13 protein-coding genes are annotated in these 15499 nt (G+C 71.0%); 6 read left to right on the top strand and 7 right to left on the bottom strand.

Annotated features, from left to right (window positions below; translation table 11 throughout):
• Positions 1–101: 101 nt before the first annotated feature.
• Positions 102–704 carry an FMN-dependent NADH-azoreductase gene (locus KF892_16325; GenBank protein MBX3626588.1) on the top strand — a complete coding sequence of 201 codons (603 nt, stop codon included), beginning with the start codon at positions 102–104 and terminating at the stop codon, positions 702–704.
• 3 nt (positions 705–707) lie between these two features.
• Here KF892_16325 and KF892_16320 read toward each other — a convergent pair whose 3' ends face one another.
• The gene (locus tag KF892_16320; GenBank protein ID MBX3626587.1) at positions 708–1730 is read right to left on the bottom strand and encodes a DUF2817 domain-containing protein; all 1023 of its coding nucleotides are present in this window, start codon (positions 1728–1730) and stop codon (positions 708–710) included.
• 245 nt (positions 1731–1975) lie between these two features.
• A complete protein-coding gene (locus KF892_16315) occupies positions 1976–2578 on the bottom strand; it encodes a restriction endonuclease (GenBank protein ID MBX3626586.1) in 603 nt (200 codons plus the stop codon).
• A gap of 152 nt (positions 2579–2730) precedes the next feature.
• On the opposite strand from KF892_16315, the gene KF892_16310 reads away from it, so the two are divergent.
• The gene (locus tag KF892_16310; protein ID MBX3626585.1) at positions 2731–6207 is read left to right on the top strand and encodes a PAS domain S-box protein; all 3477 of its coding nucleotides are present in this window, start codon (positions 2731–2733) and stop codon (positions 6205–6207) included.
• 153 nt (positions 6208–6360) lie between these two features.
• Positions 6361–6552, top strand: a complete 192-nt coding sequence (locus KF892_16305) for a hypothetical protein (GenBank protein MBX3626584.1) — start codon at positions 6361–6363, stop codon at positions 6550–6552.
• A gap of 91 nt (positions 6553–6643) precedes the next feature.
• Here the strand turns inward: KF892_16305 and KF892_16300 are convergent, their stop codons facing one another.
• Complete coding sequence (locus KF892_16300) at positions 6644–7417, bottom strand: ferredoxin--NADP reductase (protein ID MBX3626583.1); 774 nt, start codon at positions 7415–7417, stop codon at positions 6644–6646.
• 229 nt (positions 7418–7646) lie between these two features.
• Between KF892_16300 and KF892_16295 the strand changes: the two genes are divergently transcribed.
• Positions 7647–8252: a TetR/AcrR family transcriptional regulator gene (locus KF892_16295; protein MBX3626582.1), complete on the top strand. Its 606-nt coding sequence runs from the start codon at positions 7647–7649 to the stop codon at positions 8250–8252.
• Positions 8253–8329: 77 nt separating this feature from the next.
• The gene (locus tag KF892_16290; protein ID MBX3626581.1) at positions 8330–10228 is read left to right on the top strand and encodes a PhoX family phosphatase; all 1899 of its coding nucleotides are present in this window, start codon (positions 8330–8332) and stop codon (positions 10226–10228) included.
• A 51-nt stretch (positions 10229–10279) separates the two neighbouring features.
• Here the strand turns inward: KF892_16290 and KF892_16285 are convergent, their stop codons facing one another.
• The 4 genes from KF892_16285 to KF892_16270 form a co-directional block, all read right to left on the bottom strand.
• A complete protein-coding gene (locus KF892_16285; GenBank protein ID MBX3626580.1) occupies positions 10280–11440 on the bottom strand; it encodes a thiolase family protein in 1161 nt (386 codons plus the stop codon).
• 94 nt (positions 11441–11534) lie between these two features.
• Entirely contained in the window at positions 11535–12302 is a 768-nt protein-coding gene (locus KF892_16280; GenBank protein ID MBX3626579.1) for a fumarylacetoacetate hydrolase family protein, read from the bottom strand.
• 5 nt (positions 12303–12307) lie between these two features.
• Positions 12308–13933, bottom strand: coding sequence for a GDYXXLXY domain-containing protein (locus KF892_16275; protein ID MBX3626578.1), 1626 nt, complete (start codon positions 13931–13933; stop codon positions 12308–12310).
• Positions 13926–14915 carry a DUF2157 domain-containing protein gene (locus KF892_16270; protein ID MBX3626577.1) on the bottom strand — a complete coding sequence of 330 codons (990 nt, stop codon included), beginning with the start codon at positions 14913–14915 and terminating at the stop codon, positions 13926–13928. Before KF892_16270 ends, KF892_16275 begins: the two co-directional genes overlap by 8 nt.
• A gap of 139 nt (positions 14916–15054) precedes the next feature.
• Between KF892_16270 and KF892_16265 the strand changes: the two genes are divergently transcribed.
• Positions 15055–15495 (top strand): CBS domain-containing protein, encoded by a 441-nt coding sequence (locus KF892_16265; protein MBX3626576.1) that lies wholly within the window; start codon positions 15055–15057, stop codon positions 15493–15495.
• Positions 15496–15499 lie beyond the last annotated feature (4 nt).

Here is a 15499-nt window from a genome sequence, read left to right as displayed (position 1 = left end):
GCATTGGCGGAACAATGTTATCCAGTTTGACGTCTTCCGGTTGGTTTTCGGGATAACTACAGTGACTCCATCGACACAACGTTTCCCACAAGGAGCCCACGATGAACGTCCTGCAGATCAATTCCAGCGCCCGCACCACCGGCTCGCACTCCACCCGCCTGGCCGGCGACATCGTGCAGCGCCTGGGCGCGGCCACCCTGACGGTGCGCGACCTCGGCAAGCAGCCCCTGCCCGCACTCGACGAAGCCGCGCTGGGCGCCCTCTTCACCCCCGCCGAGCAGCGCACCCCGGCCCAGGCCGCCCGCGTGGCGCAAGACGACGCGCTGATCGCCGAAGTGCAGGCCGCCGACGTGCTGGTGCTGGGCGTGCCCATGTACAACTTCGGCGTGCCGGCTGCGCTCAAGAACTGGATCGACGCCATCGCCCGCGCCGGTGTCACCTTCAAGTACACCGACAAGGGCCCGATCGGCCTGCTCACCGGCAAGAAGGTCTATGTGGCCCTCGCCCGCGGCGGCCTCTACCGCGACACGCCGGCCGACAGCCAGGTGCCGTACCTGAAGTCGGTGCTGGGCTTCCTCGGCATGACCGACGTGACGTTCTTCTACGCTGAAGGGCTGGCGATGGGGCCGGAAGCCGAGAAGAAGGCGCTGGCCTCGGCCGCGGCGCAGATCGACGCGGCGTTCGGCGAAACCGTTGCCGCCTGAGCGTCACGCCGGCCCGTACCAATGGGTGCGGGCCTCGATGCGCAGGCGGTCCCGCTCGGCCGCGTCGAGCGGCACCCAGCGCCGGTAGCTCGCCACCGCGCGCGCCATGAAGTCGAGCCAGCCCACGTGGCGGCGCAGCACCCGCTGCTGCCGGTGTTCGATCAGCGGGTTGAAGAGCCCGTGGCGCGAGAAGAGCTGGCGCGGGTTCTTCTTCACCCACAGCCAGGAGCCCATCTCCAGCGTGAGCGGCAGGAACACATGCTCCGGCCGTTCGAGCGAGCGCAGGTAGAGGTGATCCCACAGGTCGCCGTGCGCGAGGTACTGGCGGCTCTGCGGCTCCAGCACGTAGCGGTGGTGCGTGAGCGCCTGGTCGAGGATGTGCTGCAGTGCGTGCAGCTCGGGCAGGTGCTCGATGGGCTCGGGTGTGTGCGCATGCGGAAACCAGATGCGGTCGCGCAGGCCGAAGCCCGAGTGGCAGTCCACCGCCAGGCTGAAGGGGCGGCCGAGCAGCTCCTCGTCCACCACCCGGCACAGCGCCTCGCTCTCCACCTCCATCGGCGCGCCGGCGACGCCCCGGTACCAGGGCAGCGCGGCGCTGCGGCGCTGGCCGCCGATGAGAAACGGCACGCGGCCGACCGCCTCGACCGGCGCGTTGCGCATCAGGTCGACGCCACGCGCATTGGCGCGGGTGCCGAGCGCCATGCCGGCCGGGTTCACGAGCGGCATGAAGACCATGCGCAGCGATTCGAGCTGGCGGTGCAGCACGCCGTCCCACGGCAGGCGCATCACCAGGCTGCGCAGGAAGGCGAGCGCCACCTCGGCGCCGATGCGCTCCAGCCCGTGCACCCCGCCGAAGATGCCGATGGCCGGCACGTCGGGCCCGGGGTTGCCGAGCGTGACCACGTGCACGGGCAGGCGGGTGTCGCCGCAGGTCACCTCGCACACCACCCGCTGCTGCAGGTGCGGGCCGCCGGCCTCCACGAGGCCTTGCAGTTCGGCCAGGGCGGGCAAGTCGACGCGGTCCACCCGGCGAGCCTAGCCGGGTGATGTGACAGTTGATCGAGGCGAGCCGGCCTCGGCTGACACGCCCGTGTCACACGCGGCCCCTAGGGTGGGCGGCATGACGCGGCACCGCCCTCTCTTCCTCCGCTCGGCCCCGGCGCTCGGCTGCGCGCTGCTGTGGGGCGTGGTCGAATGCCTGGCGCTGTGGCGCTCGCGCTTCAGCGCCACGCGCCGGGCAACGCACCGCGGCTGAGCCCGCCCAGGCCCGCTCAGACCTCGCGCACGCCCTCGCACAACGGGTGGTGCACGCAGGCCAGCACCCGCCGCCCGTGGCGCTCGGCCTCTTCCATCGCGCCCCCGCACAGCGGGCAGGGCTGCGCGCGCAGGCGCCAGGCCGATGGCGGCAAGGTGGTGTCGAGGAAGGGCCCTTCGCGCCGCACCACCACCGGCTGCGTCTTCTCTTCGCGTGTGTTGAGCAACTCGCGCAGCACCTTGCCGTCGATCAGCTGCACCGGGTGGCCTGCGGCGAGGCGCCGCGCCTCGTCGGTGAACTCGCCCGAGCTGACGACGAAGCCGCCCGCCGCCTCGCGGCTGCGCAGCAACGCGATGAGCTCGCGCACCGGCGCCGGCCCCACCGCCAGCGTGCGCCAGGGTTTGCAGTCGACGAGAAACTGGTCTTGCCCGCGCGTGAGCACCATGTCGACGGCACGGCCCCCGCCGCCTCCCGTCTCGCTCACCGCGTACCCCCGGTGGCGGAAGCCCTCGGCCACCTGGCGCTCGAACTCGGCCCAGCCAATGCCCGCCAGCAGGTCGGCATCGGGCAGCGCCGACGCCGGAGGCACCTCGCCCACCCGCTCGAAGAGCTGTTTCATCCCGTCGGCCAGCCGACCGAGGACGCCCCGCTGTTGCGCCGATGCCATCGCTGTGGTGAAAGTTGCAGCCAGCAGGCTACCCGAGCGGACGCGTGCCCACAATGCGGTCACGCCCGGGCCCTTCCGCCCTCGCACAGTGCTGAAATGACCCGATGCGCCACGCCCTGCCCATCCGCGCACGCCTGAGCCTGCTCGTGCTGGCCACCGCGTTGCCGCTCTTGGCATTGATCGCCTACAACGGCATCACCCAGGCGCAGCAGGATGCCGAGCGCGCCGCCGTCGAAGCCCTGCGCGCCGCCCGCGGGGCCGCGCTCGAGACCGAGGCGGTCATCTCCAACGCCGAGCGCCTGCTGTCGCTGCTGGCCCAGCGCGATGGGGTCAACGCGCTCGACCCCGACCTGTGCGACCCGCTCTTCAAGAGCTTTCGCGGCCTCTTCCCCACCTACACCAACCTCATCTCGGTCAAGCGCAACGGCGACCGCGTCTGCAGCGCCATCGACCCACCACCCGGCGCCCCGATGCGCGTGAGCCGCGGCCTTCCGCTCGAAGAGACGCTGCGCACCCAGCGCTTCACCATCGGCCCGCTGAGCCGCGGTTACTTCACCAACCGCTGGGTCCTGCTGGTGGCCTACCCGCTGCCCGAGCAGGAGGTCGACGGCCGCAAGGAAAGCCCCGGCGTCATCGCCATGTCGCTCGACCTCACCACGCTGCGCCTGGGCCCCGGCCCCGGCGAGCTGCCTTCTCGGGCGCTGGCGCGCATCGTCGATGGCAAGGGTGCGGTCATCGGCAGCAGCCTCAAGCCCGAGGAATGGATCGGCAAAAGCCTCGCGCACATCCCCTGGTTCCGCCAACTCGTGCCCGGTAACGAGCGCACCGGGGAATCGCCCGACTTCGAAGGCGTGAACCGCATCTTCGGCGTGGTGCCCGTGCGCGGCACACCCTGGCATGCGGCGGTAGGCATCCCCATCGACGCCGTCTACGGCCCGGTGCGGGAGCGCACGTTGATCAGCGTGACGCTCGCCCTGCTGGCCATCGGCCTGGCGGCGGCGCTGGGCCTCCTGATCGCCCGGCGCACCAGCGCGCCGGTGGAGGCGATGGCCGCTGCCGCGCGCCGCGCCAGTGTCTCGCCCGAGCCGGAGGCGCTGGCCCACCTCGACCTGAGCGGTGCCCCGCGCGAGGTGGGGGCGCTGGCCGACGACTTCTCCGGCATGCTGCGCGCGCGCGCCGCCGCCGAGCGCGCCCTGCGCGACAGCGAGGAGAACCTCGCCACCACGCTGCACTCGATCGGCGACGCGGTGATCGTCACCGACACCCGCGGCCACATCACCCGCATGAACGCCACCGCCGAGCGGCTGACCGCCTGGCCGCTGGCCGATGCGCTCGGCCGCCCGCTGCTCGATGTCTTCCACATCGTCAACGCCGACTCGCGCACCCCCGCCGAAGACCCGGTGAAGCCGGTGCTGGCGAGCGGCGAGGTGGTGGGCCTGGCCAACCACACCACGCTCATCTCGCGCGATGGCCACGAGTACCAGATCGCCGACAGCGCGGCGCCCATCCGCGACGCGCAAGGGCGCGTCACCGGCGTGGTGCTGGTGTTCAGCGACGTCACCGAGTCCTACCGCGTGCAGCAGGCGCTGCGCTCGCGCGAAGAGCAGCTCTCCAGCACCGGCGAGCTGGCGCGTGTGGCCGGCTGGGAGCTCGACATCCAGACCGGCGAGACCACCACCTCGAACGAGATGTGCCTGCTGCTCGACGTGCCGCCCGGCTCGCGCTTCTCGATGACCGAAGGCTGGAAGTTCTGCCGCCCCGGCGTGCGCGAGCAGGTGGAGCCGCTGGTGGCCGCCGCCATCACCGACGGCACGCCGTGGGACGTCGAGATCCCGATGGTCACCGCCACCGACCGGCCGATCTGGGTGCGCTCACGCGGACGCGTGGTCATGAAGGACGGCAAGCCGGCGCGTGTGCTCGGCGTCATCCAAGACATCACCGACCTGCGCGAGTCGCAAGACAAGCTGCGCGAGAGCGAGAGCCTGCTCAAGATGGCCAGCCGCCTGGTGCGCATGGGCGCCTGGATCGCCACGCTCAACGACCGGCGGCTGGTGTGGTCCGACGAGGCGGCGATCATCCACGAGATGCCGCCGGGCTACTCGCCCTCGCTCGACGAGGCGGGCCAGTTCTACGCCCCCGAGTACCGCGAGCTCGTGCACCAGGCCTTCAGCGCCTGCGCCCGGCGCGGCGTGGCCTACGACCTCGAGATGCAGATCCTCACCAAGAGCGGCCGGCGCATCTGGGTGCGCACGCTCGGCAACGCGGTGCGCAACCACGAAGGCGTGATCTCGCGCGTGCACGGCGCCTTCATCGACATCACCGAAGAGCGCGCCGCCCGCGAGGAGCTGCAGGCGCACCGCCACCACCTCGAACAACTCGTGAGCGAGCGCACCACCGACCTCGTGGCCGCGCGCAACGCCGCCGAAGCGGCGAGCCGCGCCAAGAGCGCCTTCCTCGCCAACATGAGCCACGAGATCCGCACGCCGATGAACGCCATCATCGGGCTCACCCACCTGCTGCAGGAAGAGCTGCAGGACCGGCCGCAGGCACTCGCGCAGCTCGGCAAGGTGGGCGCCGCGGCCCACCACCTGCTGGGCGTGATCAACGACATCCTCGATCTCTCGAAGATCGAGGCCGACCGGCTCGAACTCGAGGAGCGCGAGTTCGCGCTCGCCGAGGTCATCGACAACGCGCAGGGCATGCTGCGCGAGCGGGCCACGGCCAAGGGCCTGGCCCTCGTCACCGAAATCGCCCCCGGCATGCCGAAGCGGCTCGTGGGCGACCCGCTGCGGCTCGAGCAGATCCTGCTCAACTTCCTCAGCAACGCCATCAAGTTCAGCGAGCACGGCCGCATCCTGCTGCGCGCGCGTGTGGCGCAATCGGCCGAGAACGTGGTGATGCTGCACGTCGAGGTGCAGGACCACGGCATCGGCATCACGCCCGAGCAGCAGGCGCGGCTCTTCCAGTCGTTCTCGCAGGCCGACGACTCCACCTCGCGCAAGTACGGCGGCACCGGCCTGGGCCTCGTGATCGCCAAGCGCCTGGCCTCGCTGATGGGCGGCAACGTCGGCGTGCGCAGCTCGCCCGGCGTGGGAAGCACCTTCTGGATGACGGCGCGGCTGCGTGTGGCCGCCGATCCGCCCGAGCCGGCCGACGGGGCGCACCTGCGCCCGGAAGAAGAGATCGCCACCCGCCATGCCGGTGCCCGCGTGCTGCTGGTCGACGACGAGCCGGTGAACCAGGAAGTGACGCTTGCGCTGCTCACGCGCCTCAAGCTCAGCGTCGACGTGGTGAGCAACGGCGCCGAAGCGGTGGAGCGCGTGCGTGCACACGACTACGCGCTGGTGCTGATGGACGTGCAGATGCCGGTGATGGACGGGCTCGACGCCTCTCGCGCCATCCGCCAGCTGCCCGAGCGCCGGGGGCTGCCCATCCTCGCGATGACCGCCAACGCGTATGCCGAAGACCGCGAGCTCTGCCTCGCCGCCGGCATGAACGACCACATCACCAAGCCCGTCGCCCCGAGCCGCCTTTACGCCTGCGTGCTGCGCTGGCTCGACAGCCGCTCGGTCACGACCTGAGCGCGGCCCTCGCAAAGCCCAAAGCGGCCAACAAAATCACGCGAACCCCGAGCGGGTGACGAAGTGGTGGCCGAAGCGCTTGCTTTTCGGTTCATGCCGAGGTTGGCGCAGCCGATAGCCTTCACATCCAGACACAGATTGAGGGACGGCCCCATGAACACCGCCACCGCCTACGAGATGATCGCGCGCCGCAACGCGGCCCAGGAATTCAACACCGCCTGGGGCGTCACCATGCCGGCCGACCTGATGACGGCCTCGGCCTCCGAGGCCTACCAGGAGCCCATCCGCGGCCTGGTCACGCGCGAAGTCGACGAGCCCGAGCTCTTCAAGCTCTTCTTCGGCTGATCTCCCAAAAGAAAAGCCTGGCCCGGGTTGCCCCGGCCAGGCTTTTTCTTTCGGCGTGCTGGAGGCCCGTCGTCTTCTCTTTTGTCTTCTCTTACTTCTCGACGAACGCCCGCTCGATCACGAAGTGCCCCGGCGTGCTCATGTTGCCCTCGGTCATGCCCGCCTTGTCGAAGAGGGCCCGCGTGTCGCGCAGCATCTCGGGGCTGCCGCACAGCATGAAGCGGTCGTGCTCCTTGCTCATCGGCGGCAGGCCGATGTCGTGGAAGAGTTTCCCGGTCTCCATCAGCACCGGAATGCGCCCCTGGTTGCGGAAGGCCTCGCGGGTGACGGTCGGGTAGTAGATGAGCTTTTCCTTCACCTGGTCGCCGAAGTACTCGTTGGCCGGCAGCTCCTTGGTGATCACCTCGTCATAGGCCAGCTCGCCCACCTGGCGGCAGCCGTGCACCAGGATCACCTTCTCATACAGCTCGTACACCTCGGGGTCGCGGATCATCGCCATGAAGGGCGCCAGGCCCGTGCCGGTCGACAGCAGGTAGAGGTGGCGGCCCGGCAGCAGGTTTTGCGTGAGCAGCGTGCCCGAGGCCTTGCGGCCGATCTTGATCGTGTCGCCCACCTGGATGTGCTGCAGCCGCGAGGTCAGCGGGCCATCGGGCACCTTGATGCTCAGGAACTCCAGCGTCTCTTCCCAGTGCGGGCTCACCACGCTGTAGGCGCGCAGGAGCGGCTTGCCATCCACCTCCAGGCCGATCATCGTGAACTGGCCGCTCTGGAAACGGAAACCCGGGTCGCGGGTGCAGGTGAACGAGAACTGACGGTCGGTCCAGTGGCGAACGCTCAACACCTTGGCGTCGAAGAGGTTGCTCATGCGGAAAATTCCAATGAGGTTGGCAGATCGGAGAAGGCCTGGGGTGGGCGCCTGGGCCTGAGCCCCGGTGAAGACGGGGCCGCCGGCCAGAGCCGGCGAAGGGCGTGATTCTCGCAGGTCTCGCAATCCAGGTCTTCCCTCAACCCGGGGCCGTGAATTCTGCCGGCCGGCAGGCGGCGCTGACTCCCGGCCCGCGGTTTTATATTTCGATCGTCATATCATTCGACCCATGCGCTACGACGCCGAACACAAACAACGCACCCGCAGCCGCGTGCTGAAGGAGGCCGCCGCCGCCATCCGCGCCGAGGGGCCGGACCGCATCGGCGTGGCCGCGATCATGGGCCGCGCCGGGCTCACGCACGGCGGCTTCTACGCCCACTTCACCAGCAAGGACGAGCTGCTGGTCGCCGCCATCGGCGAAATGTTCGACACCGCCTGCGCCTATTTCGAGGAGCTCTCGGCCGGCAAACCCGCGGGCGAGGGCCTGGCCGCCTACGTGGCCTTCTACCTCTCGCGCTACCACCGCGACCACCGCGAGGAAGGCTGCCCCATCGCGACGATGGCCGCCGACCTGCCGCGCCTCGCGTCCGAGGCCCGGGTGGCCTTCGAGCAGGGTGCCGCCCGCCTCACGACCCTGATCGCCGGCCAGCTCGAAGCGCTGGGCCGGCCCGACCCGGGCATCGCCGCCGTCTCGCTGCTCTCGGAAATGGTGGGCGCGGTCGTGCTGGCCCGTTCGATCGCCGACCCGGCGCATTCCACCGCCATCCTGCGCGCCTCGCGCCAGGCCATCCGCGAGCGCCTCGGGCTGCCGCTGCCACCCACGCGCGACAACTGACGCCCACCGGGCCATCCCGGCTGGCCGGGGCACGGCTTTGGCGCTCCAATCGGCGCTTTCCCACTGCCGCACGCGCCATGGCCAAGGACTTCTCCACGATGGAGGACAGCAACCGCTCCTCCAACCCCAGCCTCGTCGAGGTGAGCGACCCCACCCGGCGCACCCTGCTCCTCGGCGGCGCGGGCGCGGCGATGGCCGGCCTGCTGGCGCCGCTCGGCGGCTGCGCCACGGTGGGCACCGGCCCGCTGCTCGGCTTCAAGAGCGTGCCGGCCGGCACTGCCGACACCGTCACCTTGCCCGAGGGCTACATCGCCGAGGCCCTCGCGCCCTGGGGTGAGCCGGTGGGCATCGCCGGCCAGAGCCCCGCCTTCAAGTTCGACGCCAGCAACAGCGCCGCCGACCAGGAGGTGCAGATGGGCATGCACCACGACGGCATGCACTACTACGCCCTCACCGACACGACCGGCCTGCTCGCCATCAACCATGAGTACACCGACGACGGCCTGCTGCACACCGATGGCCTGGCGAACTGGTCGGCCGAGAAGGTGCGCAAGTCGCAAGCGGCGCATGGCGTCTCGGTGATCGAGGTGAAGCGCGGGCCCGACGGCCGCGTCGAGGTGGTGCGGCCCTCGCGTTACGCCCGCCGCATCACCGCCTACACGCCGGTCGAGCTGCGCGGCCCGGCCGCCGGCCACCCGCTGCTGCAGACCGCGGCCGACCCGTCGGGCCGGCGCGTGCTGGGCATCCTCAACCAGTGCGCGAGCGGCGTCACGCCCTGGGGCACTTACCTCACCTCGGAGGAAAACTTCGCCTTCTACTTCCAGGGCCCCGACCAGCCCGACGCCCACCAGCGCCGTTGGGGCCAGCGCAAGGACATCGGCCGCTACTACCGCTGGCACGAGCACGACGAGCGCTTCGACACCGGCAAGCACCCCCACGAGCACAACCGCTTCGGCTGGGTGGTCGAGATCGACCCCTTCGACCCGACCATGACCCCCGTCAAGCGCACCGCGATGGGCCGCGCCGCGCGCGAAGGCGCCACGGTGGCGGTCACGAAAGACGGCCGCGCCGTCGTCTACTCCGGCGAAGACGCCCGCTTCGAATACATCTACAAGTTCGTCAGCCGCGACGCCATCCGCCCCGGCGGCTACAAGGCCAACGCCGAGCTGCTCGACCACGGCACGCTCTACGTGGCGCGCTTCGACGCCGATGGCCGCGGCCGCTGGCTGCCGCTCACGCACGGCACGGGCCCGCTCACCGCGGCCAACGGCTTCGCCGACCAGGGCGAGGTGCTCATCAAGTCACGCCAAGCGAGCGACGCCCTTGGCGCCACCAAGATGGACCGCCCCGAGTGGGTGGCCATCGACCGCGAACGCTGGGTCTACTGCTCGCTCACCAACAATTCGAGCCGCGGCCAGGCCGGGCAACCGGGGGTGGATGCGGCCAACCCGCGCGCCAACAACGTGATGGGCCAGATCATCCGCTGGCGCGAAGACGGTGACCACGACGGCAGCACCTTCGCGTGGAACCACTTCGTGCTGGCCGGCGACCCCGCCAACGAGCGTGCCGAAGCGAAGGGCAACATCCAGGGCGACCTCTTCGGCTGCCCCGACGGCCTGTGGGTCGACGCCCGCGGCGTGTTGTGGATCCAGACCGACATGAGCAGCACCGCCATGGGCAAGGGCGAGATGGCGCGCCTGGGCAACAACATGATGCTGGCCGCCGACGTGAAGACGGGCGAGATCCGCCGTTTCCTCGTCGGCCCACCGGGCTGCGAAATCACCGGCGCCACCGGCACCCCCGACGGGCGCACGATGTTCATCAACATCCAGCACCCGGGCGAGACCCCCAGCGAGCGCAGCGACCCCGCCAACCCGCGGCGCTACTCCAACTGGCCCGACCGGCGGCCCGACGGCCGCCCGCGCTCGTCGACGGTGGTCATCCGCAAGCGCGATGGGGGCGTGATCGGAACTTGAGCCGCGCCTGCGTCGTCATTCCCGCGAAAGCGGGAATGACGACCGCTCAGATCAAACGCCTTCCAGCACCGTGGCGATCCCCTGCCCACCGCCGATGCATTGCGTGGCGAGCGCATAACGCTTGCCTTCGCGCTGCAACAGCGTCGAGGCCTTGCCCACCAGGCGTGCGCCGGTCGCACCCAGCGGGTGGCCGATCGAGAGGCCGCCGCCGTCGAGGTTGATCGCGTCGCGCGAGATGCCCAGCTCGCGCAGGCAGGCCACGGCCTGGCTGCTGAAGGCTTCGTTGATCTCCACGAGGTCGATGTCGGCCACCGTGAGGCCGGCGCGGGCGAGCGCCTTCTTCACCGCCGGCACCGGGCCCATGCCCATCTCTTCGGGCGCGCAGCCGGCGACCGCGGTCGACACGATGCGCGCGAGGATGGGCAGGCCGTTCCGGCGCGCATAGTCTTCCGAGCACACCAGCACCGCCGTCGCGCCATCGGTCAGCGGCGACGAGGTGCCGGCGGTCACCGTGCCGTTGCCGGGTTCGCGGAAGGCGAGCTTGAGACCGGCCAGCCCTTCGAGCGATGTGTTCGGCCGGATGCAGCCATCGCTGTCGACCACCTCGCCCTCGGGCGTGGTCACCGGCACGATCTCGTCGTGCAGGCGGCCGAGCTCCTGGGCTTTCGCCGCCTTGCGGTGCGACTCGACCGAGAGCTCTTCCTGCGCGAGGCGCGACACGCCATAGCGCTCGGCCACCACCTCGGCGGTCTCGCCCATCTTGAAATACGCCTCGGGGTAACGCGCGCGCAGCGCCGGGTTGGGCGAGGGCGTGAAGCCACCATCGGGCACGCGCGTCATCGACTCCACGCCGCCGCAGACGAACACCTCGCCCGCGCCGATGGCGATCTGCCCGGCCGCGATGTGGATGGCCGTCATCGCCGAGCCGCAGAAGCGGTTCACCGTCGTGCCCGCCACCGTGTTCGGCAGGCCGGCGAGGAACACCACGATGCGCGCGATGTTGTGGCCCTGCTCGCCCTCGGGGTACGAGCAGCCAAGGATGAGGTCTTCGATGTCGGCCGGGTTGACCTTGGTGCGTTCGATCAGGCCCTTCACCGCGGTGGCGGCCAGATCGTCGGGGCGCACGCCGACGAGGCGGCCCTTCTTCGCGAAGTGGAACGGGGTGCGGGCATAGCCGGCGATCACAGCGGAAGTAGCAGCGGCAGCAGTCATGTTCAGCTCCAGGTTGGCATTACATGACGATCATCATACTAAAGATGTTGCGAAGCAACATGCCGCTTTCGCGACAGGGTTCTCGAACCGGGGGTCAGAGCTGGACGGCCGCTTCGCCGATGCCGTCGAACAGCACCCGCACCGCATCGCCGGCCTGCGCCTCGAGCGCGCCGCACCAGGTGCCGGTGGTCACCACCGTGCCGGCCGGCAGCGTGGCGCCGTCGGCGGTGGCGTGCTGCAGCCAGGCCGTGAGCACGTAGGCCGGGTCGGCCAACGTGTGGGTGCCGCGGAATTCGCGCACCACGCTGCCGATGTGCACCTCGCAGCGTTGCTGCGACCAGTCTCGGCCGGCGTCGAACGGCACCCACGCGCCGAGCACCAGCGCACCGTGCGACTGCAGGTCGGCCAGGCGCAAGAGCGGCGGCGCCTGCACCGACTGCAACCAGCGCGAGTCGACGATCTCGATGCTCACGCACATGGCGTCGACCAGCGCCGGCGCGTTCGTCTCGTCGAGCGTGGCCGCCAGCTCGGCATCGACCGCCTGGCCGAGTCGCAACGCGACCTCGGCTTCGATCAGGCGCAGCCGGAAGGGCCACGGCCGCGCGTCGGCTGGGCTGGGCCACACGCCGGTGGGTGGCAGCGGCGAGTGGCCCAGCCCCGCGCTGCGCGAGGCGCCACCCGACTTCCAGTTGAGCGCCACGCCGTCGGCGTCGAACCAGCCCAGCTCGTTGGCCACCACCGTCTGCACGAGGTAGGCATCGTCGGGCGCGACGAGCGACTTCGCGAGCGGCGTGGCATCCGCAGGCTGCAAAGTACGGCGGGCTTTCAACAGCGCCTCGACAACAGCATCGGTCGCAGACATCTTTCTCACTCCTTCACAGACTTGATCGGGCGCAGCGTCTCGTCGGCCATGCCCACCAGCAGCGCACGCCCATCGGGCATCACGCGGAACTCGCCGAAGCGGGCCTTAGCCCACAGCTCGGCCTCGCCCTCGCGGAAGAACCACGCATCGCTCACGAGGATCCAGCCGCCGCCCTTGGGCGTCAACTCGAACAAAAATTCATCGGCCGCCAGCACTTCGCCCTGCTTGAGCACCCGTGTGAGCGAGGCCACGCCGCGCGCGTCGCGCCGAGCCACCACCTTGGGCCGCTCGGCGGTCGCCGAGGGCGGTGCGTCCAGCAGGTCCCGGGGCACCGAGAAGTTGAGCCGCATGTAGTCGCCCTGCATCAGCGAGCGCGGGTCGACCGGCGCCAACGCCACGAACACCGGCTGGCCGCGCGCGATCAGCTCCTGCTTCTGCCAGATGGCGCTGCCCGCGACCAGCAAGGTGATGCCCGTGGCCGCCCCCACGTACCACGCGTGCCGGCCGAGCGGCGGCGGCGGTGCGGCCACCGCCTTCGGCTCGCGCGGTGCGCGCAGCCACCACGCCATCGCGCCGATCGCCACGCCCACACCCAGCAGCACCAGCGCCTTGGTGGCGAGCGCCCAGGCCAGCGCGTAGTAGAAGGCGCCGACGATCCATGCCACCGCCACACCGGCCACGGCCGCCAGACGCCAGCGCCGCTCGGCCAGCAGCGCGGCCAGCGCAAAGAGCGCACCGCCCAGCGTGGGCATGAAGAACGACAGGCCTGCCGCACCCACCGCGACGCCGACCAGCGCCGGATGACGCACGCCCGGCCAGGCGGCCCAGAGCTGCGCCACCGCCGCCAGGGCCAGCACCACGCTCGCCACCCGCAAGCCCTGCATCACACCGAGCGCCCGGCCCGGTGCCCCGCCCACCTCGCGCGCCACCTCGCCCGCCAGGCCACCACCCATCACACCGCCCACCAGGAAGCTCATGCCCGCCAGCGCGGCCAGGCCCACCAGCACCGTGAGCCACCAGCCCGACAGCAGCGCTTCGAGCGCCGCGCCCCGACCGCGCCACACCCCCGGCCACCACCGCGCGGTCCACGCGACGGCGAGCAGCAGGTGGCACACCGTCCACATCAGCTCGACCGTGTGCGCGCGGAACCAGCCGCGCGGCTCCATCAGCGAGAGCCCGACCAGCGACGCCGCCGCCACGCCCAGCAGCGACTGCAGCCACGCCTGGCGCAGCGACAGCGCAAGCCCCACCGCCACCGCCGCGAGCAGCAGCGAGGCCGCCGCATGCGGCAAGTGCTCGAAGAGGCCGAAGCCCAGCGCCCCACCGCCCACCAACAGGCCGGGCACCGCCAGCTGTTCCACGAAGAGCGGCACCTGCGTCGAGCGCAGCACCACCGCCGAGCCGGCGAGCAGCAGGATGCCCACGACATACGGCCCGACCGGGTTGTTGATCAAGGGCTCGAGCAGCAGGCCCACCACGCCCAGCAGCGGCACGGCCGCGAGCCACGCCCCGAGCGCCGTCAGCAGCACCACCGGCCAGGGCCGCTGCTCGCCGCCGGGCCGCAGGGCGCCCTCGGGCAGCAGCTGCTCGGCGCGGGCACACGCCATCACCTCGTCGAGGCCGTCATGCATGGCCGGCCTCCTGCGCGGGGCCGTGCGCCAGGCGACGCGAGAGCTTGAGGATGCCGCTCACCGTGCCCGCCAGCAGGCCCGCTGCCGCCATGCCCAGCACGAAGAGCGAGCCGATCTCGTCGCCGTCCAGGTCGCGGAAGAGCAGCCTGGCCAGCCCGCTCACCAGCAGGGTGTTGAGACCGAGCGCGACCGCGCTGAGCACGAAGACGTCGAAGCTGTGCCGCTGCGCGCTGAGGGCCGCGCCCACGCCGAGCACGAGCAGGCCGAGCCCGTAGTGCGCCGGCACCTCCTGGTGGAAGAGGCCGCCGAGCGCGGTGGCCGTGACCATTGCCACCGCGAGCGTCGCTGCCGTGCGCAAGCCCCAGAGCCCCGCGCCCGTCACCCGCCGCATCGGCGCGCTCAAGGCCGCCACCACGCAGAGCGCGGCGATCCAGGCCAGGCCGTGCACCGTCAGGTCCCCGGGCTCCACGCGCCAGCGGTGCCCGAGGTGCGCATGGGTCCAGAGCGAGATGCCCACCATCGCCACCAGCGACCACGGCGCCCACAGCACGTCGCTGCGCGCGCCCAGGCACAGCGGCACGCCGAGCGCGGCCCACAGCGCGAAGAGCTGCCACGGGTCGGCGCCGGTCTGGTAGGTCTGGCCGAAGTAGGCGAACAAGGCGCCGACGCCGAGGAAGGCCAGCAGCCCGAGCGCCGGCCGCGCCCCGGGCCGCAGCGCCGCACCCAGGCCCGTCGCGCCGACGAGTGCCATCAGCAGCGCGAAGCGGCCCATGCGGCCGAGGGTGTCCCAGTTGGCGGCGATCCACATCACCACCCCCAGGCCCACCAGCGCCGCGGTCACCACCGCAAGGCCGCGCGGCAGCCAGGGTGCCAGTTGCGCAGGCTGCTGCCCCACACCACCGAGGGCCAGCAGGCGGCGCCGCTGGGAATCGTCGAGCCCGTGGGTGTCGGCCAGGGCCTGCAGCGCCCATCGAAGGTTCATGTGTGCCTCCTCCTGATCTCTGGTGGCGCGCATCTTCGCAGAGCTGTCAGAAGGCTCCCACACCACCCGGCGGCCCGCGCCGACTGACCGGCCGCGAAGCGCTTTCCATACTGAGCCGACATTCCACGAGGAGAACCCCATGCCCAAGATCGCTTCCGTCATCACCCGCAACGTCGTGGTGGTGCGCCCCGACGAAACCCTGCAGCGCGCCGCCGAGCTGATGAGCCGGCTCGACGTGGGCGCCCTGCCCGTCTACGACGGCCAGGGGCTCGTCGGCATCGTGACCGACCGCGACATCACCGTGCGCGCCACCGCCTACAACAAGCGGCCCGACGAGACGCTGGTGGTTGACGTGATGAGCGAGCAGACCCTCTCCTGCACCGAGCACGACGAGATCGACGACGTGGCGCATCTGATGGGCGAGGCCCAGGTGCGCCGGCTGCCGGTGCTCAACCGCGAAGGCGAGATCGTGGGCATCGTGTCGCTGGGCGACCTGGCCACGCGGCAGGAGAGCGAAGACCTCGACCACACGCTGCGCGACATCTCGCAGCCGAGCGACCAGGCCATCCAGCTCGCGTGACATG

It is taken from the genome of Rhizobacter sp., from assembly GCA_019635355.1.
Taxonomy (GTDB): Bacteria; Pseudomonadota; Gammaproteobacteria; order Burkholderiales; family Burkholderiaceae_C; genus Rhizobacter.
Note: the sequence above shows the minus strand (reverse complement) of the source record. Positions and strands in the feature narration are given on the sequence as shown.

Coding starts and splice junctions, on each gene's coding strand:
- KF892_16325 (MBX3626588.1), top strand. CDS start 102: ATGAACGTCCTGCAGATCAATTCCAGCGCCCGCACCACCGGCTCGCAC.
- KF892_16315 (MBX3626586.1), bottom strand. CDS start 2,578: ATGAAACAGCTCTTCGAGCGGGTGGGCGAGGTGCCTCCGGCGTCGGCG.
- KF892_16310 (MBX3626585.1), top strand. CDS start 2,731: ATGCGCCACGCCCTGCCCATCCGCGCACGCCTGAGCCTGCTCGTGCTG.
- KF892_16305 (MBX3626584.1), top strand. CDS start 6,361: ATGAACACCGCCACCGCCTACGAGATGATCGCGCGCCGCAACGCGGCC.
- KF892_16300 (MBX3626583.1), bottom strand. CDS start 7,417: ATGAGCAACCTCTTCGACGCCAAGGTGTTGAGCGTTCGCCACTGGACC.
- KF892_16295 (MBX3626582.1), top strand. CDS start 7,647: ATGCGCTACGACGCCGAACACAAACAACGCACCCGCAGCCGCGTGCTG.
- KF892_16290 (MBX3626581.1), top strand. CDS start 8,330: ATGGCCAAGGACTTCTCCACGATGGAGGACAGCAACCGCTCCTCCAAC.
- KF892_16285 (MBX3626580.1), bottom strand. CDS start 11,440: ATGACTGCTGCCGCTGCTACTTCCGCTGTGATCGCCGGCTATGCCCGC.
- KF892_16280 (MBX3626579.1), bottom strand. CDS start 12,302: ATGTCTGCGACCGATGCTGTTGTCGAGGCGCTGTTGAAAGCCCGCCGT.
- KF892_16275 (MBX3626578.1), bottom strand. CDS start 13,933: ATGCATGACGGCCTCGACGAGGTGATGGCGTGTGCCCGCGCCGAGCAG.
- KF892_16270 (MBX3626577.1), bottom strand. CDS start 14,915: ATGAACCTTCGATGGGCGCTGCAGGCCCTGGCCGACACCCACGGGCTC.
- KF892_16265 (MBX3626576.1), top strand. CDS start 15,055: ATGCCCAAGATCGCTTCCGTCATCACCCGCAACGTCGTGGTGGTGCGC.